Annotated in this window: 14 protein-coding genes; 3 read left to right on the top strand and 11 right to left on the bottom strand. The window is 67.9% G+C overall.

Annotated features, from left to right (window positions below; translation table 11 throughout):
• Positions 1-523 precede the first annotated feature (523 nt).
• Positions 524-1,159, top strand: coding sequence for an isochorismatase family cysteine hydrolase (locus ACFU5K_RS26840; RefSeq protein ID WP_384066134.1), 636 nt, complete (start codon positions 524-526; stop codon positions 1,157-1,159).
• A 277-nt stretch (positions 1,160-1,436) separates the two neighbouring features.
• Here ACFU5K_RS26840 and ACFU5K_RS26835 read toward each other — a convergent pair whose 3' ends face one another.
• From ACFU5K_RS26835 to ACFU5K_RS26815, 5 genes are all read right to left on the bottom strand, one after another.
• Positions 1,437-2,306, bottom strand: a complete 870-nt coding sequence (locus ACFU5K_RS26835) for an amino acid ABC transporter permease (RefSeq protein WP_384066132.1) — start codon at positions 2,304-2,306, stop codon at positions 1,437-1,439.
• Positions 2,303-2,947, bottom strand: a complete 645-nt coding sequence (locus ACFU5K_RS26830; protein WP_384066130.1) for an amino acid ABC transporter permease — start codon at positions 2,945-2,947, stop codon at positions 2,303-2,305. Before ACFU5K_RS26830 ends, ACFU5K_RS26835 begins: the two co-directional genes overlap by 4 nt.
• A gap of 16 nt (positions 2,948-2,963) precedes the next feature.
• The gene (locus ACFU5K_RS26825) at positions 2,964-3,878 is read right to left on the bottom strand and encodes a glutamate ABC transporter substrate-binding protein (RefSeq protein WP_384066128.1); all 915 of its coding nucleotides are present in this window, start codon (positions 3,876-3,878) and stop codon (positions 2,964-2,966) included.
• 10 nt (positions 3,879-3,888) lie between these two features.
• Complete coding sequence (locus tag ACFU5K_RS26820) at positions 3,889-4,632, bottom strand: amino acid ABC transporter ATP-binding protein (RefSeq protein ID WP_384066126.1); 744 nt, start codon at positions 4,630-4,632, stop codon at positions 3,889-3,891.
• 102 nt (positions 4,633-4,734) lie between these two features.
• Positions 4,735-5,196, bottom strand: coding sequence for a DUF6278 family protein (locus tag ACFU5K_RS26815; protein ID WP_384066124.1), 462 nt, complete (start codon positions 5,194-5,196; stop codon positions 4,735-4,737).
• A 535-nt stretch (positions 5,197-5,731) separates the two neighbouring features.
• Between ACFU5K_RS26815 and ACFU5K_RS26810 the strand changes: the two genes are divergently transcribed.
• Both ACFU5K_RS26810 and ACFU5K_RS26805 read left to right on the top strand, forming a co-directional pair.
• Positions 5,732-6,337 carry a DUF4352 domain-containing protein gene (locus tag ACFU5K_RS26810; protein WP_384066122.1) on the top strand — a complete coding sequence of 202 codons (606 nt, stop codon included), beginning with the start codon at positions 5,732-5,734 and terminating at the stop codon, positions 6,335-6,337.
• Between the two features lie 48 nt (positions 6,338-6,385).
• A complete protein-coding gene (locus ACFU5K_RS26805; protein WP_384066120.1) occupies positions 6,386-7,165 on the top strand; it encodes an SDR family NAD(P)-dependent oxidoreductase in 780 nt (259 codons plus the stop codon).
• 171 nt (positions 7,166-7,336) lie between these two features.
• Here the strand turns inward: ACFU5K_RS26805 and ACFU5K_RS26800 are convergent, their stop codons facing one another.
• The 6 genes from ACFU5K_RS26800 to ACFU5K_RS26775 all read right to left on the bottom strand — a co-directional run bounded on the left by ACFU5K_RS26800 (position 7,337) and on the right by ACFU5K_RS26775 (position 21,868).
• A complete protein-coding gene (locus ACFU5K_RS26800; protein ID WP_384066118.1) occupies positions 7,337-8,116 on the bottom strand; it encodes an exodeoxyribonuclease III in 780 nt (259 codons plus the stop codon).
• A 34-nt stretch (positions 8,117-8,150) separates the two neighbouring features.
• The gene (locus ACFU5K_RS26795; RefSeq protein WP_384066116.1) at positions 8,151-8,798 is read right to left on the bottom strand and encodes an MBL fold metallo-hydrolase; all 648 of its coding nucleotides are present in this window, start codon (positions 8,796-8,798) and stop codon (positions 8,151-8,153) included.
• Between the two features lie 12 nt (positions 8,799-8,810).
• Positions 8,811-10,070 (bottom strand): alpha/beta fold hydrolase, encoded by a 1,260-nt coding sequence (locus ACFU5K_RS26790; RefSeq protein ID WP_384066114.1) that lies wholly within the window; start codon positions 10,068-10,070, stop codon positions 8,811-8,813.
• Positions 10,071-10,090: 20 nt separating this feature from the next.
• Positions 10,091-10,897: a site-specific integrase gene (locus ACFU5K_RS26785; protein WP_384066113.1), complete on the bottom strand. Its 807-nt coding sequence runs from the start codon at positions 10,895-10,897 to the stop codon at positions 10,091-10,093.
• A gap of 191 nt (positions 10,898-11,088) precedes the next feature.
• On the bottom strand, positions 11,089-11,649 hold the full coding sequence (locus tag ACFU5K_RS26780; RefSeq protein WP_384066112.1) for an SMI1/KNR4 family protein: 561 nt from the start codon (positions 11,647-11,649) through the stop codon (positions 11,089-11,091).
• On the bottom strand, positions 11,594-21,868 hold the full coding sequence (locus ACFU5K_RS26775) for a LamG-like jellyroll fold domain-containing protein (protein ID WP_384066136.1): 10,275 nt from the start codon (positions 21,866-21,868) through the stop codon (positions 11,594-11,596). The genes ACFU5K_RS26780 and ACFU5K_RS26775 overlap by 56 nt, the downstream gene beginning before the upstream one ends.
• Between the last annotated feature and the right edge of the window lie 313 nt (positions 21,869-22,181).

The following is a 22,181-nucleotide window of genomic DNA, read 5'->3' as shown; positions in this document are numbered from 1 at the left end:
CTTCCGTAACCGCGCCAACCAGCGGCTCCGATCACGTTGTGCAACCACCCGGCGGAGCCGACGGGAAGCACACCCCCACTAAATTCGAAGACCCGTTAATTCACCGTGTCTGCGCGAGGCCATGTATGAGGAGACCACAGAAATTCGCTCCGGAATTCCCCGCCGGGACGCGGCACCGCTGGGTGGACGGTACAAGCAATCGGTCTGGCAGTGGACGGTGCCTCGTGCGAGGATAATCTGACGCGGAAAACACGTAGCGGGTGAGCGAATGCGCACGGAAAGGCAAGCGCATGGATTCGACGCGCGAATCCCCCGGAGTTCCGGCTATCGGCACCGGTCCGACGCGCAGCGCTGATTTCCGGGACGCGGGCGAGAACCGCCCCCCGGTTGCCGCCCCACCGGCCCCGGGCCGCTCCCCCTCGTCGGGCCCTCCCGCGAAGGCCGGGGCGGCCCACGAAGCCCCATCGAGCGCCGGTCCCACCACGGGTCCGCCGCTCGTCATCCGGACCATGAGGAGAAGCCCGTGTCCGAGAGCTACGACCCCCGACACACTGCTGTACTACTGGTCGACCCCTACAACGACTTCATCTCCGAGGGCGGCCTCAACTGGGAGCGGCTCGCGCCGGTGGCCCTGGACGTCGGCCTCGTCGACCACCTGCGATCCGTGGTCGCAACCGCCCGCGGGTCCGGCGTACGAGTGGTGTTCGTCCCTCACCGCCGCTGGGAACCGGGTGACTACGACACCTGGTCCTACCCGAACCCGACGCACCGGGCCATCCAGAAGAAGCACAGCTTCGCCCGTGGCACCTGGGGCGGGGAGTTCCACCCCGACTTCCAGCCGCAGGAGGGTGAGCTCGTCGCCCATGAACACTGGTCTCAGAGCGGATTCGCCAACACGGACCTGAACCTGATGCTGCAGCAGCACGACATCAGCCACGTGATCCTGATCGGCGTGCTGGCGAACACCTGCATCGAGTCGACCGGCCGGTTCGCCATGGAGCTCGGCTACCACGTGACGCTCGTGCGCGACGCCACCGCGGCGTTCTCCCCGGAGATGATGCATGCCGCACACGAGTTGAACGGGCCCACGTTCGCCCACTCCATCGTCACCACGGAGGAGATCGTCTCCGTGCTCAAGGAGTTGCCCGGCGCGGCCTGACCCGAGCTGCGGGCTGCGGCCCGCAAGGTGTCGGCGGCCCCGCGTCGTCCGTCTGTGCGGCGCGACGCGGGGCCGGATGAATGCGGAATCTGCTCGGCAACGCCCCCTCATCCTCTGTGCGGACGGGCTCTCGACCGGCGGAACCGGTCCTCTTCACTTCGGCCGCTGCCCGGCCGGCACGCAGCTGACCTTCTCCCCGACCCGACAGGGAGCGTGCCCCTGTTCGCGCGGTACGGAGAGTGATCACCGGCTGCTGCCGGGCGGGCTCGGCCGACGGCTAACGGACGCCCGGCAGCAGCGGCCCCGCTTCGGCGGGGGCCACTCCCGTTGCCTCCGCCTTCGGGTTGCGGCGCTCGCGTCTCGCCACCCAGGTGGCGAACCAGGAGAGCAGCATGCACATCCCGATGTAGATGGGCGAGATGACCATGACCACGGGGATGAACGGCAGGCCGTAGTCAAGGTTCGAGGCGATCAGTTTTCCCGCGTGGAGGAACTCCTCGTAGGTGATCAGGTAGCCGAGCGAGGTGTCCTTGAGTGCGACGACCAGCTGGCTGATGATCGTGGGCAGCATCGCGCGTACCGCCTGCGGCGCCAGAACGTGCGAGGTGACCTGCGTCTTGCGCATCCCCAAGGCGTACGCGGCCTCCCGCTGCCCCCGCTCCACGGAGTTGATGCCCGTGCGGAAGACCTCGGCGAGCACGGAGCCGTTGTAGAGGGTCAGCCCCGCCACCAGCGCCGGGAGGGGCTGGACCTTGAGCGCCACGAAGATGAAGAAGATCATCACCAGCACCGGCATCGCGCGGAAGAACTCGACCAGCAGGGTAGCCAGCCAGCGCACCGGCCGGTGGTCGGAGAGCCGCCCGACCGCGAGCACGGCTCCCAGCGCCAGGGAGAGGACCGCCGCGTAGGCGAAGGCCTTGAGCGTGTTGCCGAGCCCGCGCAGCAGCAGCTCCTGGATTCCCTTGTAGATGAAGGGCGTCCACTTCTGGCTGGTGAACTGGTTCGTGTCGAAGAGCAGATAGAGGAGCCAGCCGAGCAGGGCGATGATCACGGCCGTCGCCGCGATGCCGTAGGCGAAGTGGCGCTTGCGCGTCGCCGGCCCGGGGATGTCGTAGAGCGCGGAGGCGGAGGGGGAGGAGTGGGTCATCGGGCGACTCCCCAGCGCTTCTCCATCAGATTGAAGAGTGCGCTGATCGCGAGGGTGATGATGAGGTAGCCGACGGCGATCCAGACGAAGGACCAGATGATGCTGTAGCCGAGTTCGTTGAGGGGCTTGTAGGTGCCCAGCAGTTCGGTGACGCTGAAGGCCCCGGCGATCGCGGAGTTCTTGGCGAGTGCGATGAGCGTCGATCCCACCGGCGGAATCACCGCCCGGAACGCCTGGGGCAGCACCACGCTGCCCAGCGTCTGCCCGAAGGACATGCCGAGGCTGCGCGCCGCCTCACCCTGACCCGTGGGCACGGTGTTGATGCCCGAGCGAAGGGCCTCGCAGATGAAGGCGGAGGTGTAGCAGCCGAGGGCGAGGACCGCGAACACCTGGAAGGGCAGCACCAGCCCGAATCGCGGCAGGCCGAGGAGCACGGCGAAGAACAGCAGGGTCAGAGGGGTGTTCCGCAGCACCGCGACCCAGACGGTGCCGATCACCCGGAGCGAGCCGACGGGAGCGACCCGGAAGGACGCCATGACGAAGCCGAGCACGAGTGCCAGGACCGAGGCGTACACCGTGAGCTCCAGGGTGCCCAGGAAACCCTTGGCGTAGAGCGAGAAGTTGTCTGTCAGTACGTCCATCGTGGTGGCAGGCCCCTCAGTTCGCCGGGTAGCGGTCGATGGGCGGCGGTGTCGGCGCGGGTACCCCGGACAGGCCCAGGGTGGCTTCGAACGCCTTCTTCCAGTTGCCGTTCTTCTCGTTCGCCTCCAGCGCGTCGTCGAGCGCGAAGCGCAGCGCGTTGTCGCCGCGCGGTACGCCGATGCCGTAGGGCTCCTCCGAGAAGGGCTTGCCGACCACCTTCATCTCGTCCGGCGCCTTGGCCGCGAAGCCGAGGAGGATGGCGTCGTCGGTGGTGACGGCGTCGACCTGGAAGGTCAGCAGGTTGTCGACGCAGATCGAGTACGTGTCGTAGGCGACCAGATCCGCGTCGGGGTAGTCAGCGGCGATGCGCTGGTACGGGGTGGATCCGGCGGCCGAGCACACGGTCTTGCCCGCCAGGTCCTGCGGACCGCGGATGTCGTTCTCGTCGGTGCGCACCAGCAGCCCCTGCCCCGCCATGTAGTACGGCCCGGCGAACCCGACGAGCTTCTTGCGCATGTCGTTGATCGTGTAGGTGCCGACGTAGTAGTCGATCTGCCCGTTCTGGAGTGCCGTCTCCCGGTTGGCGGAGGCGATGGTCCTGAAGCGGATGGTGTCGGGCCCGAAGCCGAGGGAGGCCGCCGTCATGCGGGCGATCTCGATGTCGAAGCCCGAGTAGACGCCGGTGGCCGGGTCCTTCTCACCGAGGTACGGCTGGTCCTCCTTGACACCGACGGCCAGGTAGCCGCGCCGCTTGGCCTTCTTCCACGTCCCGGACTCCGGCAGCCGAAAGCCGGTGTCGACGGTGTACTGGGGCAGTGCTCCCGCCTTCGGCCCCCTGACCGGGGGGCTGCCCTCCCTGCCGCACCCCGCGGCGAACGCGGCGAGCAGGAGGCAGACCAGGAGGGCCGCGATGTTCCTCGTACGCAACACGGCGCCCCTGTCAGTGCTTGAGGATCTTGGACAGGAAGTCCTTGGCACGGTCGCTCTCCGGGGCGGTGAAGAAGTCCTCCGGGGTGCGGTCCTCGATGACACGCCCTTCGGACATGAAAACCACGCGGTTGGCCGCGGAGCGGGCGAAGCCCATCTCGTGCGTGACGACGACCATGGTCATGCCCTCGCGGGCCAGCTGCCGCATGACTTCCAGGACCTCGTTGATCATCTCTGGGTCGAGTGCGGAAGTGGGCTCGTCGAAGAGGAGCGCCTTGGGGTCCATGGCGAGAGCGCGGGCGATGGCGACCCGCTGCTGCTGCCCGCCGGAGAGCTGGGCGGGGAGCTTGTCCGCCTGCGAGGCGAGCCCGACCCGCTCGAGGAGTTCCCTGGAGCGCTGGTCGGCCTCGTCCTTCCTGCGCTTGCGGACCCTGAGCTGGGCGAGGGTCACGTTCGCCAGCACGGTCTTGTGGGCGAACAGGTTGAACGACTGGAAGACCATGCCGACTTCGGCCCGGAGCTGCGCCAGGCCCTTCCCCTCCTCGGGGAGCGGCTTTCCGTCGATGGTGATGTGACCGGACTCGATCGTCTCGAGCCTGTTGATGGTCCGGCAGAGCGTTGACTTGCCCGACCCGGAGGGGCCGATGATCACCACCACCTCCCCGCGGCCGACGGTGAGATTGATGTCCTGCAGCACGTGCAACTTCCCGAAGTACTTGTTGACGTCTCGCAGTTCGATCAACGGATCGACGGCCATGCGCTGCCCTACCCACTTGTCGATGGTGTCGAGGTCAGCGCAAACTATCCGGGGTGGACACGCACTTCGGGGCCGACACGCACCGGCCGCGGATAAGGCTGTTTATCGCGCTTTGACCTCCGGGCCGCTCTCCGCGGACTCCGCGTACATCTCGGAGAGCTCGGGGCTGCCCGAGATCGCCCAGTCGAGACCCGCGGCGACGACGTCGATCTCCCGCCCGGAGCCCAGCCGCACCACGGGCTGCCCGCCGGCAAGGATGTCCCAGGCGGCGCCCGGGACGGTACGCACCAGCACGGTGCCGAGGTAGAGACCCGCGTCGTTGCCCACCCAGGGCAGTTCCTCGGGGTCGTCGCGCCAGATCGGCGGCAGCTGGTCAAGTGCTGACAACGAGGCCGGACTGTCGTCCAGTTCGAGCCCGCACTGTCCCGCGCGTGCGCGCAGCAGCTCGCACTCCGCGAGCAGCTCCGCAACGCCGTCCGGATCGGTCTTGACCGCGGCCTTGAGTACCGCCGCCCTCGTACCGCCGTGGCGTTTGCGCCAGTTGTCCAGAAAGGGGATGTTCATGACCGGGTCCCTCGGAGAGCGTCGACGGCACTTCTCGGACCGCGCGGAGAGGCGGGCGGGCGGCACCCGGCCCGCATGCCGGCCGAAGCCGGTTCTGACGTGTCTGCGTTCTCCATGACCATCTCCCAGTCGACTCCCACTCGCCCCCCCGTCGCCCACGGGAACAACTCCCCCTGAAGCGCCGCCTTCAGGTTCACCATGACACAAAACAGGCTACGGGTCGCCGCACCTCGGGGGTGTGGACGGCGCCGCCGGACACGCCATGCGCCCGACGACCTGATCGGGCACCTCCGGCCACGCACCGCATGAGCACGGATTCGACAGTCGGCCATCAGTTCCTGCTGGCAGCGTATGCCGGAGAACCCGCAGGCGAGACCCGGAGCGGCCGTGCACCCCATACATTCCGGCGGGCCGACCCCTTCAATTCTTCTCACCACCGGTCGGTCACAGCTCCGTCACCAACGGAACATCGGCCTCCCCTCGCACGCCCCGCGCCGCTACGGTCTTGCCTCGGCGATCCGTCCTTGGGGGGCATATGTCGTATCAGGAGCCGCAGCCCGACCGTCCGCGACGGCGGGGCCCGCAGCCTCCGCAGCAGAGGGGGAGCGGCGTCGGCAGGATCGTGGGCTTCAGCTGTCTCGGCGTCGTCGGGCTCGTCCTCGTCTTCGCCGTCGGCAGTGCTGCCGTGCTGGGTGGCGAGGGGGACAGTGCGCGGCCCGGCGCCGAGCCTGCAGCCACCGCGTCGGCCGCCACCCCCGACAAGGCCGGCGCCACGGAGACGGCCGGACGCGGGACACACAAGCCCGCCGGCCAGCCCGTGAAGATCGTCGCGACGAGGACGGACTTCCAGGGCAGCGCCCTCGCCGACGGCACCGACTACACCAGTGTGCGGATCACGATCTCGAACGACGGAGAGGCCGGCATCGGCGTCGATCCTCTGTACTTCTCCCTCACGGGCACCGACGGCAGCAGACACCCGGCCGAACTCGCCGTGGACGAGAACCAGATCGCCACGGTCGAGCTGGCCCCCGGCGAGAGCGTTACGGGCACCGTGACGGGTAAGGGCACGTTCACACCGGCATACGTGACCTTCGTCGACGGCCTCCTCGGTGCCACTGTCCGCGGCGACGTCGTCGGCTGACGTGACCCGGCACGGAGGCGACCCCGGTCCTGTCCCTAGGGTACGAGGATGACCTCGCAGAACTATCTTTCCCAACTCTTCTCGTTGGAGGGCCGGATCGCCCTGGTGACCGGCGGCAGCTCCGGCATCGGGCGCGGCATCGCCGGTGCGCTCGCGCACGCGGGCGCGAGCGTGGTGGTCGTGGCGCGCAGGGAGGCGGAGCTGAGGCGGACCGTCGATGAACTCACCACCGAGGGCTGCCGGGCTGCGTGGGTGAGCGCCGACCTCGGGACGAGTGAAGGGGTACGGACGGCGGCAGAGGCATCGGCTGCCGCGTTCGGCGAGCCCGACATCCTCGTGAACTCCGCGGGCATCAACCTGCGGCCCCCGATGGGCGAGCTGGACGAGGACGTCTGGGACACCACCATGACGGTGAACCTCAAGGCGCCCTATCTACTGGGCCGGCGCTTCGGGCCCGCCATGGCCGAGCGGGGTTTCGGCCGCATCATCCACATCACGTCGCAGCAGGCGCATCGCGCTTTCGTGCAGAGCGGCGCCTACGGGGTCTCCAAGGGTGCGCTGGAGTCGCTGGCACGTTCACAGGCCGAGGCCTGGTCGCCGCACGGCGTCACCTGCAACACGCTGGTACCCGGTTTCGTCATGACCCCGCTCAACGAACGACTGTCGTCCGACCCGGAGCGGGTGAAGGCGCTGGCCGCCCGGACGATGGTGGGGCGCAACGGGCTGGCCGGGGACTTCGCGGGCGCCGCCGTGTTCCTGGCGAGCGCCGCCTCGGCCTATGTGACAGGCCAGTCGCTCTTCGTCGACGGCGGGTTCTCCGTGCACTGACGGGTGCCAGGTCCGGGACTCGCGGCGCCGAGCGCCCCGTCCCGGCGGGCCCCGCAGGGCGAGCCCGCGCCGCGGCTCTCGGCAGGCCTTGTGCACGGCAGGTTCAGGCTGTTGGCTGTGAGTGGCCGTGGTTCGAAATACGAAGCCGGTCCCGTAGACCTGGTCCGACCGTCAGACGTCGAGGTCGACGACCACCGGGGCGTGGTCGGACGCACCCTTGCCCTTGCGCTCCTCACGGTCGACGTAACTGTCCTTGACCGCCGCCGCGAAGGGGGCGTTGCCGTAGACCAGGTCGATGCGCATGCCCCTGTTCTTCGGGAAGGCGAGCTGGCGGTAGTCCCAGTAGGAGTAAGGGCGGTCGTACTTGAGGGGGCGCGGCACCACGTCCGTGAGCCCCTTCTCGCGGAGCGCGGCGAGGGCGTCCCGCTCCGCGGGGGTGACGTGGGTGGCCCCCTCGAAGACGGCGGGGTCCCAGACGTCCTCGTCGGTGGGCGCGATGTTGTAGTCGCCGAGGACGGCGAAAGGCAGCGCTCCGGCCGCGTCCCCCGCCACGGCTTCCCGCAGGGCCTCGAGCCAGCGCAGCTTGTAGGCGTAGTGCTCGTGGGCGACCTCGCGGCCGTTGGGGACGTAGACGGACCAGAGCCGGACGGGGCCGCAGGTCGCCGAGACCGCCCGCGGTTCCTGCACGCCCTCGTAGTCGGGGCCGCCGGGCAGACCGGTCACGACGTCCGCGAGGCCTACGCGGGAGAGCAGCGCCACGCCGTTCCACCGGCCCGTGGCGTTGACCGCGGCCTCGTAACCCGCGTCGCGCAGCGCTTCGGCGGGGAACTGTTCGAGCGTGCATTTTGTCTCCTGGATGCACAGCACATCGGTGCCGCTGCTCTCCAGCCAGGCCAGCAGCCTCGGTAGCCGGGCGGTGATCGAGTTGACGTTCCAGGTGGCGATGCGCATGCGGTAAACCTATCCGCTCCCACTGACAGCCGGGTCAGAGACGGGTCGCGTCGCCCGGTGTCAGCCGCCCGTGGTCCGTTCCGCCGAGGGAGCCGATCTGCGTGTCGTAGATCGGACGGGCGAGATCGGTGAGCAGCGCGTCGTGGATGTCGATGGCGCGGCGCGGCTTGACCTCGCGTACGTAGTCGATGACCTCCGAGATCTTGTTCCAGGGGGCCATCACCGGCAGCATCAGCGTGTCCACCGGCCGGTCCGGCACGGTGAGGGCGTCGCCCGGGTGGAAGACCGAACCATCGACCAGAAAGCCGACGTTGGTGATCCTGGGGATGTCCGGGTGGATCACCGCGTGCAGCTCTCCGTGCACCTGTACGTCGAGGCCGGCCGCGGTGAAGGTGTCGCCGTGGCCGACGGTGTGCACCCGCCCGGGGAACGCGGCGGACATCCGCTCGGCCACACTGCGCAGGGTCCACAGACGCAGCGCCGGATCGGCTTCCAGGGCGGCGCGCAGCCGCGGCTCGTCGAAGTGGTCCGGGTGTTCGTGCGTCACCAGGATCGCGTCGGCACCGGCCACAGCGTCGTCCTCGGTGAACCCGCCCGGGTCGATGACGAGCGACTGCCCGTCCCGCTCCAGACGGACGCACGAGTGGGTCTTCTTGGTGAGTGTGAGAGGCGAAGCGTTCATGTCCCCATCCTGCTACGTGGGCGGGGTGGTTTCCTCCTGGATGACGGACTGCGCGATCTCGAACGCGGCACCGGCCGCCGGAATCCCGCAGTAGACGGCTGTCTGCAGCAGGACTTCCTTGATCTCGACGGAGGTGAGCCCGTTGCGCAGGGCGGCCCTGACGTGCTGGGCGAGACCTCCGAGATGTCCGGAGGCGACGACGGCGGTGAGGGTGACACAGCTGCGCGCCCTGCGGTCGAGGCCCTCCCTGGACCAGATCTCTCCCCACGCGTAGCGGGTGAGGAGCTCCTCGAAGTCGTCGGTGAAGCCGTCCGACGCGGCCGTCGCGGCGTCGACGTGGGCATCCCCCAGCACCTCGCGCCGGACTTTCATCCCGCGCTCGCGCGGATCGCCGCCGCCCGTCGAGGAGGCGACGGGCAGCTCGCCGGCCGCGGCGATCTCCGCGACGGGCACGACCGGGGTGAACGGGGGCGCGAAGCCGGGGGACGGCGGTACGGCGATCGACGCCAGGGTGTCCTGCCAGGCCGTCGAGAAGTGCATGAACAACAGGTCGGTGACCGCGGCCGGCTGTTCGACCGGGGCCAGGTGCGAGGCGCCGGGCACGAGGGCGAGACGGGCGTCCGGGATGCCGGCGACCAGGTTCCGCGCCTCGGCGGGACCGGTGACCTTGTCGTCCGCTCCCACGAGCACGAGGGTCGGAACCCCGATGCGGGAGAGTTCCGTACGGATGTCGAAGGCCGCCAGGGCCTCGCAGGAGGCGATGTAGCAGCCGGGGTCGGTGGTGCGGACCATCTGCACGGCCCACTCGACGATGGCGGGCTGGGCGGCCGCGAAGCCGGGCGTGAACCAGCGCTCCGGGGAGGTGCGGGCGATGGGCTCCAGACCGTTGCTGCGGACGATCACCCCACGCTGCCGGAACTCGTCCGCGGTGCCGAAGCGTGGCGACGCGGCGACGAGCGCCAGCGCGGCGATCCGGTGCGGATGACGCAGAGCCAGGTCGGCACCGACGGCGCCGCCGATGGAGCAGCCCGCGTAACCGAAGCGCTGGACGCCGACGCTGTCCAGCGTGGCGAGCAGCCGGTCGGCGAGGTCGCTGACGGCGGCCGCGGGGTGCGCGGGCGCTCCGCCGTGGCCGGGAAGGTCGTAGCGGAAGATCCTCCAGTGCTGCGAGAGCTCGGGTATCTGGCGGTCCCACATGTGCCATGTGGTACCCAGAGACGGCCCGATCACCAGGACCGGGGCATCCTCGGGCCCGTCGAAGCGGTATTGCATGGTTTCAACGTTCTTCTCACTCACCCGCTCACGCTCCCACATCTCACATTCGTCTCGTGAGCGGGGGCCGGGGCGCTCGCCGGTTCTCCCCACGTATCTGCGGCCGGCCGTAGATCCTCCACAGCCGGCTTCACGTACCAGCGCTTGGTCGTGCGGACGTCGCTGTGCCCTGCCCAACGAGCGAGCAAATGGTCGGGCACACCGTTGTTCGCCAGGTACGTGAGGCAGCTCGCGCGAGCGTCGTACAAACGGACCCGGCGCAGCGAGTTCTCGGCCATGACTGTGTACGCCCGCTCGCGCAACTGCCGCCCGTTGAGCGCCCTGCCGAGACCGTCCACGAGCACGTACCCGTTGTCCTCGTACCGCTCCCCTGCCGCGAGCTTCTCGGCCATCTGCGTAGCCTGGAACTCGGCGAGAGCCTCCCTCACCAGGTCGGGCAGCGGAAGCTGCCGCTGGCCGGCAAACGATTTCGTATCCTTCTCGACCACGGACTTGTTGCCCATCAGCGTCCGGGTGCGGGTGACGGTCAGGATGGCCCCGGTCAGGTCGACGTCGCCCCAGCGCATGCCGCAGATCTCTGCCGGCCGCAGACCCATCAGGGACAGGAGAAAGACGGCGTACAGGCGGTCGTCCTTTATCGCGCGCACGAAGGCGCGTACCTCCTGGATGTCCCAGGGAGGAATCACGGTTTTCGCCCGCCGCTCCGCTTTCCGAAGGTTACGAGGGACCTTCACCTCCCTGGCGACGTTCACCTCGACGAGGCGCCGCGCTACCGCCCGGTCGAGCGCCTCCTTCAGCCGCGCCAGGGACATCTCGACCGTGGCCACCCCCAGACCAGTACCCGCCTTGCCGCCTCGCACCCGGCCCTCTCGCAGCGCACGAACCCCCGAGGCCCGCTCCCCGCCCCATCCGAGAGCACCTGACTATCCACACCACCAGTTGCGCGGCCGGACAACAGATGGAGGAGGAGTTTGAGGCTGAACCGAAAAGAGGCTTCGACTACATCGAACGCCCTCTCTCAGCACGCCTCGACCTCCCCCACCCGCTCGAAGGAGGGCTCTCCCTCTACCACAGGGACACCCAACTCCCCGACCAAGGCCGCCCACAGAAAATCTGTGAAGCTCGCATCGATGGCGATCGACTCTCCCATCTCGACAACCACATACCAGTCTGCGGAAGGTCGTCCAGGAGGCATGAGGAAGACGTGGTTTCCCGAGATGGAACGGGCCACCGGGAAACCTCCACCTACTGCCGGGTAGACAGGGTACGGATACAAGTCGGGGCTACTTTGCGACAGCTCCGCGTAAGAATATGCAGCCTGACTCCACAAAGAGTCGAGAAGCAAACCGTTAGCGTCATCCACAGAACGCGGATGAAATATGTAGAGCTGCTCGTTGATGCAGCCTGGACCATAAGCCGAGACGAATCGCTTGTAATCGCCGGGGAGAGCGCAGCCGATTCGTTCTTCAACGACATCCCAATCCCTGCCCACATCGCCGTTGACTTGCGGAGCGCCTAGCATTTCATGGAACCGAAAGATTTCCACCGGACGACCTTTGCGAGCAGGAATATCCACCAACAGATCGATTGTACACCGTACAGTTCAACCGGTATCCCTTATCACCGACGGCATACATTCTTATCTCTGTCGGAATAGCTGGATCAGTGCCACCGTACACAGGAAGGACACCCAATGTCACATTCTGACCGGCCTTCACGGCGCTCGTGACATCGTCCTCAAGCCCCCTCATATGTGGCGAGTTGGCCGGAGTCTGGTACCCCGCAACGAAGTTGCGAAGAGTGTCGTTGGCTCCGCCCATCTGGTTGCCGATGAGGTGAAGCGCAGCCCTGTTACCCACTGGCAGCCGCTCGTACCCAGCCGGCTTCCATTTGGGGTCCAGCCTCCACGGACGCAGATCAAAGGTGTTGATATGGGCAACCGCTCCGGTAGCTCTGCAATCATTTTCCCCTGTACCGAAGCGGGTCATGGGCGCGTAGTAGAAAGCAGGATCATCTGAGGGGAAGTCGCGGGAGCATCGATCGCGGGTTCGCTTCGCATCTGGGTTCGCGCCGGACATTCCATACCCCAAATCCGGGTCGATCTGCTCGCCGGGGAACATGCCGCGGAGGAGGTCGAGACTCGCCGCATCGTCCGGTGTGTACTGGTCGTTGCCGGCCAGGTTCAGCATGTCGAGTGCGCCGACGATCATCTTCCAGCCGTCGTCGGGCTTCCATCCGCCGTTCTTGGGGTCCCAGTCAGGTTTGGGGGCCGGGCGGTCGGGCGCGGGCCTGGGGTTCGGACCGTTGTTGACGTTCTGGTCGATTACCGGGCGGGGCGGGCGAACCACGGCGCGGACTGCCTGGGCCGCAGCACCGCCCAAGTTCGGGTAGGTGGGGACGGAGCTCCAGCGGGGGTAGTAGGGGGTGTACCTTCCTGCGGACGATTTTGTGGAGTGTGAGTGGCTGAACCTACTGGCCTGGGCTCGGATCGCGGCGGCCGTGGACCGGGCGTAGCTGTTCGACAGCACGTTGGTCTGGGTGTAGCTGTTGCTCCAGGTGTCACCGTGCGAGCGGATGTACTTGTCCCCGACCAGGGCGCCACCACCGACGACCGTGGTCCCCAGGACTCCCCAGCCGAGCGCTTCCCACGCCGCGATCCCTCCGAGGACGAGCGGGAAGAAGTGCCCCGTCGGGTCGGTGCCGTTCTGGGGTGATCCGAAGCCGTAGGAGTAGCGGTTGGCGCGTTGCGCGGACTGGGAGGGGTCGAGTTGCCAGGTGTCGCGGGAGGTGAAGCCGCCGGTGCCGGGCTGGTACCAGCGTGCGGCCATGTTGACGTCGCCGGAGTTGGGGTCGGTCCAGCCGGACTGGTAACCCAGTGCGGGCGTGGTGCCGTTGGTGGCGGTCTCCTGGCCGAAGGGGTCGTAGGCGGTGGAGCTGGTGACCTGGGTGCCGTCGGCCGAGAGGCCGGCGACCAGATCGGTGTGCTGGTCGGTGATGGACCACTGCGGGGCCGCATTGCCCGCCTGGCTGGCCAGCAGTGCGCCATCCGGGGTGCGGCTGTAGACGCTGGTGCCGTCGCTGAGGAGGTTGTTGGATCCGCCGTCGTAACTGAACGTGGTGCTGCCCTGTTGGGCGAGGCGGTCGAAGGAGTCGTAAGTGTACGTCGCCGAGCCGTCGCTGACCTTGCGTTCGAAGGCGTCGAACGTCAGGGTGCGGGGTGTACCGGTGCCCTTGGTGGCTGTGGCGAGAGTTCCGCGTGCGGTGTAGCCGTACGTGGTGGTGCCGTCGTCGGTCAGGCGGTTGCGGGCGTCGTATGAAGCGGTGGCCGCTCCGGCCTTGATGCGGTTGCCGGCGTCGTCCCATCCGTATGCGGTGGTGATCGTACCGCTGGTCCAGGAGGTCATCCGGCCGGCCTTGTCATAGCCGTAGGTGCTCTTCCCCGCTCCTGCGGATCCGCTCGTCGTCTTCTCGGTGAGGCGGTCGTCGAGGTCGTAGCCGTAGGTGATGCCGACCTTCTGCGTTGTCTTGTCCAGGTTGGCCACCTTGTCGCTCGCGAGGCGGCCGAGGCTGTCGTAGGTGTAGTCGCGACGGGCGGTGGCCTCGTACTCCGTGGAGCCTGCGGGCTTGACCGCGTACTCCTCGAGGAGGGGCCTTCCTGCGGTGTCGAAGTCGTACCAGATGTCGCTGTCGCTGAGGGAGTCCCAGACCCAGTCGATACGTCCGCCGTCGTCGTATCCGTAGTACGACTCGGAGTCGGCGCCGACCCGTTCGGTCATGTTGCCGTCGGCGTCGTAGCCGTAGCCGACCTTTCCGCCAGGGCCATCGGCGGTGAGCAGTTGCCCCCGGTCGTTGTACGTGTACGTGTTCCGTGCGAGGACGTCGTCCGTGCCTGCTGCGGTGATGCGGCCCGCGAGGTCGTAGGTGAGGGAGCGGTCGGTGGTGGCGGCCTCCGCGCCCGTGCCGGTCTCGCGGACGAGGCGGCCGAGGCCGTCGAAGGTGCGGCGGCGCTCCACGCCGCCGGGCAGCAGCTCGGCGGCGTTTTGGCCCGCCTTGTCGTAGACGGTCGTCCAGGTGCGTTCGGTGAGGGCCGGGTGGGCGGTGGTGGAGGGTTCAATGGTGGACTCGGGCAGGTTCCACGGCGTGAAGGTGTACGTCGTGGTGTTGCCCCGGCCGTCCGTGAGCCGGGTGCGGTTGCCCGCCGCGTCGTAGCCGAAGGTCGTCGTAATGGACTTGGCGTCCGTCACGGGTTCGACCTGCTTGGTCATGTGCCCCAGTGCGTCGTAGGTGTAGGTGGTGCGCGCCTGGGTGCCGGAGACGGTGGCCGTCCGGTTGCCTTCGGCGTCGAACTCCGCCTGCGCGGTGCGCAGCAAGCTCTGGCCTGTGCCGTAGTCCGCTGCGGCTGTGACGTTGCCGAGCGCGTCGTAGGTGGTGGTGCTCCTGCGGTCGGTCGGGTCGGTCATCTGGGTCTGGCGTCCGAGCCGGTCGTAGCTCAGCCGGGTGACGCCGTAGACCGGGTTGGTCACCGTCGTCGTCTCCCCCGCCGTGTTGTACGTGGCGGTGGTGGTTCGGCCGGCGGGGGTGGTGGATTCGGTCTGGTTGCCCGCGTCGTCCCAGACGTACCTGCTCGTGAGGTTCTGCAGGGTCGGATACCGCTCGATGGTGGTGGCGGTCAGCTGGCGGCCGAGTTCGTCGTAGGTGGCCTGCGTCTTGGCCCCCGTCGGGTCGGTGGCGGAGAGTTGCAACCCGGTCGGGGTCCAGGTGAACTCCGAGACGCCCGCTCCGTCGAGGTCGGTGGAGGTGCTGTCCAGCAGGCCGGACTTCCCCAGTCCGAGGACGGTGGGAACGGTGCCCGCGACGGGGTCGGTCTGCCGGACCAGGCTTCCGAACTGGTCGTAGGTGTAGCGGCTGGTGCGGCCCAGCGGGTCCGTCGTCGTGGCGGGTCTGCCGAGGGCGTCGTACGTGGTGCTGCTGACGGCGCTGATCTTGGTGCCGCCCGGCGGCGTGTAGTCGGGGAGGGTGACAGCGGTGGGCTGTCCGAGGCCGTCCACAGTGGTGCGGGTAACCGCGCCCCGTGCGTCACGAGTCTCCGTCGCTTCGCCGAAGGTGTTGTATCCGCTCAGAGTGGTCGGCGTGGCTGTGGCAGCCGTCCCGCCCTTGTTCTCGACCGAAGTGGCCGGTGCCTTCGTTTCCACCAGGCGCCCGAGCGCGTCGTACCGGTAAGTGGTGCGGTATGTATCGGGGTCGGCCCCGTCCGTGTTGCCCCTGGGGGCGACGGTGGAGGTGGGCAACCCTCGCTGGTCGTAGGTGCTGGTGGTGATGTGGGTGGACGTGCCGTCGGTGATCTGCTGGCGGGTGACGTTGCCCGCGGCGTCGTACTCAGCAGTGGCGGTCAGCCGCTTCCCCGAGCCGTCGACCGGCCGGCTCTCCTCGGTCACCCGGTCGTCCGCGTCGTAGGCGAGGTCGGTGACCCGGTTCAGGCCGTCCGGGTCGAGGACGCTGCGAGTGGTGCGCCCGGTCGCGTCCACGGTCTGGGTCATGGTCACGCTGCCGCCGCCGGTGACCTTGTGGGTGAGGTTTCCGGCACCGTCGTAAGTGTTCGACTCCAGCTGGACATCGCGCCGGGTGCCGTCCGCCTGCTTCACCTGCTGAGCCGTGCTCGTCGCGGTAAGACCGTCGTCGAAGTACGTGAACGCGGTGGTGGCGCCCATCGCGTCGGTCGAGGAGGCCAGGCGGCCTGCGGGGTCGTAGGCGTTGGAGGCGACGACCAGGTCACGGATGTCGCCGGTGGGCGAGCCGGTCCAGTCCTTCAGGACGGTCTCGGCGTGCTGGCCGCGCGGTGTGTAGGCGTAGGTGAGACGGGTGCCGGTCGGATCCGTTGTCGTGACGGCCCGTCCCATGGCGTCATGGGTGAGGGAAGTGACATGGTCCTCCGCGTCGGTGACCGTGTCGTTCAGGCCGTGGCTGTCGTAGTGGTAGCTGGTGGTGCGCTTGGCGTCGTTGCCCGAGGTGTCCTCGGCCGACTCGGTGAGCAGGTTGCCGTCGGCGTCGTACGACCGGGTGATCTTCGCAGTGTGTGTGTGGTCGGTGATCTCGTTCTTCACGCCGACGCCGGACTCGGAGACGACGCGGGACATGGTGTCGTAGCCGTAGGTGGTGGTCACGCCCTGGGGAGTGGTGTCGGATATCTGCTTCTCGGCAGTCTTGCGGCCCAGGTCGTCGTAGGTGAACTCGGTGACGAGTCCGGAGGGCGAAGTGATCGCGGCGGTGCTTCCCGTGGAGAAGTACCGGTAGGTGGTCACCGCGCCGCCGGGAGTCGTCTCCTTGGCGACCAGCCCCGCGGTGGTGGTCCCGCCGCCGACGGCCGCTTCGCTGCCGGTGGTGTAGGCGGTGGTGGCGGTACGGGCGTCCGCGAGCCGGGTGGTGCTGGGCAAGCCGAGCGGTGTGTAGGTCAGGGACGTCTTGTAGCGGTCGTCGTCCGGCCCGCTGGAGCGTGCGTCCCGTACGGCGACGGGCTTGTCATTGCGCGGGTCGAGTTCATCGTCCGGGTTGAGGTAGTACTCGGTGTACGCGGTCCAGCACGAGTCCGCGTCGCGGCAGGCTGTGGTGGTGATGGCGTTGCCGCGGGCGTCGTGGCCGGTGATCGTGGCGTGCCCGTTGGGGTCGGTCACGGTGTGGACGAAGCCACCGGTGTCGTAGGTGTAGGTGGTCACCCCGCCTTCGGCGTCGGTGACCTGCGTGGGTCGCATGCCCTTGAGTGCGTCGTACGACGTACGGACCATGTGTCCGAGGGGGTCGGTCACTCCGATGGTGGCCGCCAGCGAGGAGAGTCCGGACCGCTCGCGTGACTGGAAGTGGTCGGCGACCTGGTCGGCCGACAGCGCCTTGCGGTAGATGGCTGCCTCGTCGATCTGCCCGGTGAACCGGTAGGTACCGCTGGGTACTCCCATCCACCCGGAGCTGGCGTACCCGGCGCCAAGATAGGCGTACGCCAGCCCCTGTTCGGAGATCGTGCCCGCCAGCGTGCCGACGAGCACACCGTCCAGATAGAGCGACTGAGTGGTACGGGCCCCGGTGAGCACTGCGTGGTGCCACTTGCCGTCGGTCACCGTCTGGGTGGATGTGATCGGCTTCGCGCCTGGATTGCCCGTCAGATACCACTCACCGCGGAGTTTGCCCGACTCGTCGATGTTGAGGGCGGGGCGCCAAGAGGTCGGCGTGGCGCCGAGTTCGGCGTTCTGGAATCCGAGCAGCACACCGGACTTCGTCGTGTTGAACCAGAGTTCGGCCGTGAGGTCCGTGGTGCCGGCCACCAGATTGCCCGGGACGGAGACCGCGCCGGACCCGGCAAGCTGGACCGCCTGCCCGTCGCCCGTGCCGAAGATGCCGGTGGTTCCTGCGGTCGCATTAACGTAGGTACCGTTGCCCTGAGCAGCGGTGACCTTGCTGACTGCGGTGGTCGCGCCCTTGTTCTCGTCCAGTGGCCAATACGCGGCCGGGGCGTCCCCGATGATCTCGCCTCGGTAGTGGGCACTGTCACCCGTGATCAGTGCGGACCGGGCCGCGAAATGCTTCTTCACCGTTGCCGCACTCATGGTCCGCTCGTACAGCGCGACCTCGTCCATCTGCCCGGTGAAGTGGTAGGTACCCGCGGCCACCCCCATCCAGCCGGAACTCGCGTAGCCCGCGCCGAGGTAGGCGTACGGCCTCCCCTGGTCGGATATGGTGCCGGCCATCGACCCGACCAGTTGACCGTCCAGGTAGAGGGACTGCGTATTCACCGCTCCGGACAGGACGACGTGGTGCCACTTGTTGTCGGTCACCGACTGGCTCGACGTGATCGGGTCCGCGCCAGGGTTGCCGGCCAGATACCACTCCCCGCGCAGCTTTCCGGCGGTGTCGATGTTCAGCACCGGCCGCCACGACGTGGGAGTCTCGCCCAGCTCCACGTCCTGCAGGCCCATCAGCACACCGGACTTGGCCGTCTTGAACCACAGCTCGACAGTGGGAGTGGTCGGGCTGGTCGGCAGATCGTTGGGCAACTGGACGTAGGAGTCGGCGCTCCCGTCGAAGCTGACGGCGGTGTCGTCACCGTCGGCAAAGACACCAGCTGTGCCCAGCGTGGTCCCGTCCCCGTAGGAGCCCTCCGATCCATCGCCGACCGCGCTGACGGCTTTGGATCCGGAGCGCTCCCCCAGCCGCCAGTAGCCCTCTGGTGCGAAGGCCCGCACCTCGTCGGCGTACCTGACCGAACCGGCTGAGTAGTCGGGGGCGGAGACCTTCCACGTCCCGCCATTGTCATCGGTGTGCTCGATGAGCCGGCCGGTGGCCGGGTCGTATGTCGCGGAGGCGTGGGTCCTGCCCGAGGGAAGGGTCACCTTGGTGATTCGGCCAGCGGTCTCCCGCGCGGTGTAGTGGTCCTTGACGGTCGCCGCGTCGAGGGGGCGTCCGTAGACCGCGACCTCGTCCATCGTTCCGCTGAAGCGGTGGGTGTCAGCCGCTACGCCCATCCAGCCCTCGTTGCCCCAGCCCGCGCCGAGGTATGCCTTCTGGTCTTCGCGCATGCTGACGGTCCCGGTCAGGCTTCCGACCTTGGCCCCGTCCAGGTAAAGGGTCTGCGCGGTGCCCTGGCTGGTCAGGACGGCGTGGTGCCAGGCATTGTCGGTGACTGCCGTCGGGGAGACGATCGGCTTCGTGCCGGCGTACTCCACCGTGTAGAACTGGCCGCGCAGCTTGCCGTCGGCGTCCACGTTGAGGAAGGGGCTGTACCGGGTCGGCTTCGATCCAATCTCGGCGTCCTGGAGAGTGGCGAGCACTCCGGGCTCGGTGGTCTTGAACCAGAGCTCGACCGTCAGGATGTCGGAGGTCTCCAGAGCTGCGTCGGGGAGTTCGACGACTGATTCCTGGCCGTCGAAGGAGGCAGCGGTGTCAGTCGTTCCCGTGAGCGCGGGAGCGGTGCCGAGGGTCACGTCACGGTAGAGGGCGTCGTTGAGGCCGTCGCGGGAGGGCGCGCTGCTGCTCGCGGTGGAGCCTTCCTCCTCGCCGAGCGGCCAGTACGACTGTGGGCCCGCGTCGAGAACCATGCTGTGGTACAGCGAACCGTTCTCATAGTCGTACCCGGTGCACTCGGTCGGGGACGAAGGCGGGCACACCTTCGTCAGCCGGTCGCCGGAGTAGCTGTACGTCCAGGTGAGTCCGGGGGAGCCTGCACCCACGGGGCTCGTGGTCACCGAGCTGATGCGGCCGCCGGTCCAGGTGAAGTGGAGCGAACGGCCCGAGAGCTTGTCGGAGACCACGCTCAGCGTGCGGTTGTCCGCTCCTCCGTAGGTCAGTGCCTGGACGCGGCCGGCGCTGTCGGTGACGGAGGTCAGCAGTCCCGAGCTGTCGAACCTGGCTGTCGTGCCTCCGCGTTGGCGCATGGTCCAGCCGGTCGAGTCCGCGACGAGGTCCGTGGTGCTGCCGGAGGGGCCCGCGAGCGTGCCGTCCGGATTGCTGCCGAAGCGCACCTGCGACCCGTCCGCCCGGGTGACCACCACGGTGTTGCCCACGGTCTCCTGGACCAGTCGCATGTCCCAACGCGTCGACCAGCCGACGCCGAAGGCGTTGGTCCGGCGCGGGTCCAATGAGTTGTAGGTACGAGTGACGGAGAGCTCCGGTCCGACGGTCGGCATCGCCGCGTCGGTCGCCGCAGTCACATAGTTGCCGGAGCGGGCGCCGATCTCACTCGTGCCGTCCGCGCCACCGAGGTGACTGGTCACCGCGGGCTGCGGGACGGATGTGGTGAAGACAGAGGCGTGCGGCTGGGACGAGGTCGCACTGCCGTCGTAGACATATGCGTACCAGGCGTAGGTCTTGCCCCAGGACAGCCATCCTGCCGGGACCGTCCACTGCTGCTTGGTGCTCCGCGTCCCCTTGCGGCAGTTCTTACGAGTGTCGCTGCCCTCGATCTCGCACACTTCGAAGGTGAAATTGAGGGTCGACGCCGGGTAGCGGTCGGCGTCCTTGCCGTTCGCCCAGAGGGCCGGAGTGAGGGAGTCCACGGGGGTGCCGCTCGCGGGAGCCTCGGCAGTGAGCACCGGCGGTATGTTGACCGCGGAGATCTGGACGGCCGCCCCCGGCACCCCTGCCGTGGTGAAGCGGGAGACGCCGAGATCCGTCATCGTCCACTCGATGGTGTAGGTAGCAGGCGTCAAGGGTGCAATCTTGGCGTCCAGCGTCACGCTCTCTCCGGGCGAGATGTCGCTCGGCATGAGCGTGTAAGCAATCTTCGAGCTATCGGTGATCTCCGTGCCGGAAGCGTTGTACAGGTTGTACCGGAGCCTGTAGTCGCCTCCCTTGGGCCACGTCGCCTGCCCCCGGTTGGTGACGGTGACTTTCATCGACCCCTGGGTGGTGGCGGTGACCGGCGCGGTGAAGGCACCGAGGGTGTAGGTCGCCCCGTACGGCGTCCACGTGACGTCCAGGCTCGGCTTCCCGTTGGGGTAGTCGTCCGAACCGAACTGCTTCCAGCCCTTGGAGTCGGACGTCGATGCCTTGACGGCCAGCCCGTAGTTCTTCTTACGGCCGTGTGTCCAGTCGTCCACCAGTTTGCGTCCGGCGGAACCCAGCTTGATGGACTCCCACTTGGCACCACCACACGGGTAAGCGGTCTGCCCCTCCGGGCGCCAGCCGTGCGCGAAGCTCTTCGAGGCGAGAGCAGAACCCGTCGACGGCCCGGGGTACTTGGTCGTGGTCGACTCAGCCCAGTTCGACGTGATCGGGTGGACCGTCACGGGCCTGGCCGTACACGAGTAGGAGTACGTGTTGTACAGGGCCAGGCTGGTGTTGACCACCCAGGCGTTCTTGAGAGTGGTCTCCAGGCCCGAGAAGCGCAGGAAAGCAGCCGCCTTGTGCCCGCCTGCGTCGTAGGTGCCGGTCTTCAGCACGGTGTCACTGGAGAAGTTCTGGTTGTACGGGGACTGCACGTACGTCCCTGAAGTCGCGTCCACTGACTTCAGGGACGGGTCCACCCGTACGGGGAAGACACGCTCCGGGGCCTGCAGCCACTCCTGGTCCAAGGTCACCACGAGGACCTGCTGCCCTGCCTCCTCCGCAAGACTGAACGTCACGCCCGAGGAGATCTCACCCTGGGCGGAGTTCTCGGCATGACGGGAATCCTCCATCCAGCCGGCCGGCATCCACGCCCGCTCGACGCCCTCGGAGTCGGTGAAGGACACACCGCCGTGCTCGGCAATGCGAGCGGTCAATCCTTGTACATGGAGGGGGAAACGCCACGTCGACGGGGCGTCCTTACTCCGGAGGACCATGGTCTCCTTGAACGACCCGCTACCGGCTACGAACTCCAGGTCTGCATCGCCACGCACCTCGGGATACGTGATGACACTGCCCTCGACCTGCCCCTCGGACTCCTGCGCGCCCTCCAGGCCGTAGCCAACCGACAGGCCATCGCCCAGCCCCATCGTCACCACGGGTCCGGCCGCGGCGTCGGCTGCGAAGTCGAGCGGCGCCTCCGTGGTACTCGTCTGCCAGCCCGGGCCCTGGTCGCTCCCACTCATCGTGTGCGAACCAGGTGCGTCCACGGTCACGAGGGAAGAGTCGACCTTCTGCCACTCGCCCTGGCCGTCCAGGAAGTTGACCTGCTCGTTGTAGAAGCGGGTGGTGTACGTGCCGTCCTCGTTAAGGAACGTGGACTCCCGCTCCTTGCGCTCGCCCTTCACCTCGGCACTGCGCTCGGGGTCGAAGCCCGCAGGCGTCACAGGGTTTGGAGTCTCCACTTCCGCCGTCGACCCCGGAGGGGGCATCGTCACCTCACGATCCAACTGTGGCTCTGATACGGCGCCTTCTGCGGGGAGTTCACCCGGCGCATCCACCGCGTTACCTCGCCCACCGGTGGCCGCCGCGTCCGTGGCGTCGGTGGAGGCCCTGTGGCTGCGCCCGGCGGCCGAACCCCAACCCTGGTCCGGCCGGAACACCGGTTCGGTGACGTGTTCAACTTGATCTGCGACCCAGCCACCTTGGTCAACGTCGCTCGGGTAGCTGAAGATCGTTTATGATCTCGATCTTGTGCCGAGAGATCACATAGTTGGTGAGACGTACCCGGAGCGGATCCGGATG

This window comes from Streptomyces sp. NPDC057428, assembly GCF_042803195.1.
In the GTDB taxonomy this organism is placed as follows: domain Bacteria; phylum Actinomycetota; class Actinomycetes; order Streptomycetales; family Streptomycetaceae; genus Streptomyces.
The sequence above is the reverse complement of the archived record's forward strand: the minus strand, read 5'-3'. Positions and strand labels throughout refer to the sequence as shown.

Bases quoted from the DNA above. Each gene is read 5' to 3' on its own strand.
- ACFU5K_RS26835 (WP_384066132.1), bottom strand. From the start codon at position 2,306: ATGACCCACTCCTCCCCCTCCGCCTCCGCGCTCTACGACATCCCCGGG.
- ACFU5K_RS26830 (WP_384066130.1), bottom strand. From the start codon at position 2,947: ATGGACGTACTGACAGACAACTTCTCGCTCTACGCCAAGGGTTTCCTG.
- ACFU5K_RS26820 (WP_384066126.1), bottom strand. From the start codon at position 4,632: ATGGCCGTCGATCCGTTGATCGAACTGCGAGACGTCAACAAGTACTTC.
- ACFU5K_RS26815 (WP_384066124.1), bottom strand. From the start codon at position 5,196: ATGAACATCCCCTTTCTGGACAACTGGCGCAAACGCCACGGCGGTACG.
- ACFU5K_RS26810 (WP_384066122.1), top strand. From the start codon at position 5,732: ATGTCGTATCAGGAGCCGCAGCCCGACCGTCCGCGACGGCGGGGCCCG.
- ACFU5K_RS26805 (WP_384066120.1), top strand. From the start codon at position 6,386: ATGACCTCGCAGAACTATCTTTCCCAACTCTTCTCGTTGGAGGGCCGG.
- ACFU5K_RS26800 (WP_384066118.1), bottom strand. From the start codon at position 8,116: ATGCGCATCGCCACCTGGAACGTCAACTCGATCACCGCCCGGCTACCG.
- ACFU5K_RS26795 (WP_384066116.1), bottom strand. From the start codon at position 8,798: ATGAACGCTTCGCCTCTCACACTCACCAAGAAGACCCACTCGTGCGTC.
- ACFU5K_RS26790 (WP_384066114.1), bottom strand. From the start codon at position 10,070: ATGCAATACCGCTTCGACGGGCCCGAGGATGCCCCGGTCCTGGTGATC.
- ACFU5K_RS26775 (WP_384066136.1), bottom strand. From the start codon at position 21,868: ATGCCCCCTCCGGGGTCGACGGCGGAAGTGGAGACTCCAAACCCTGTG.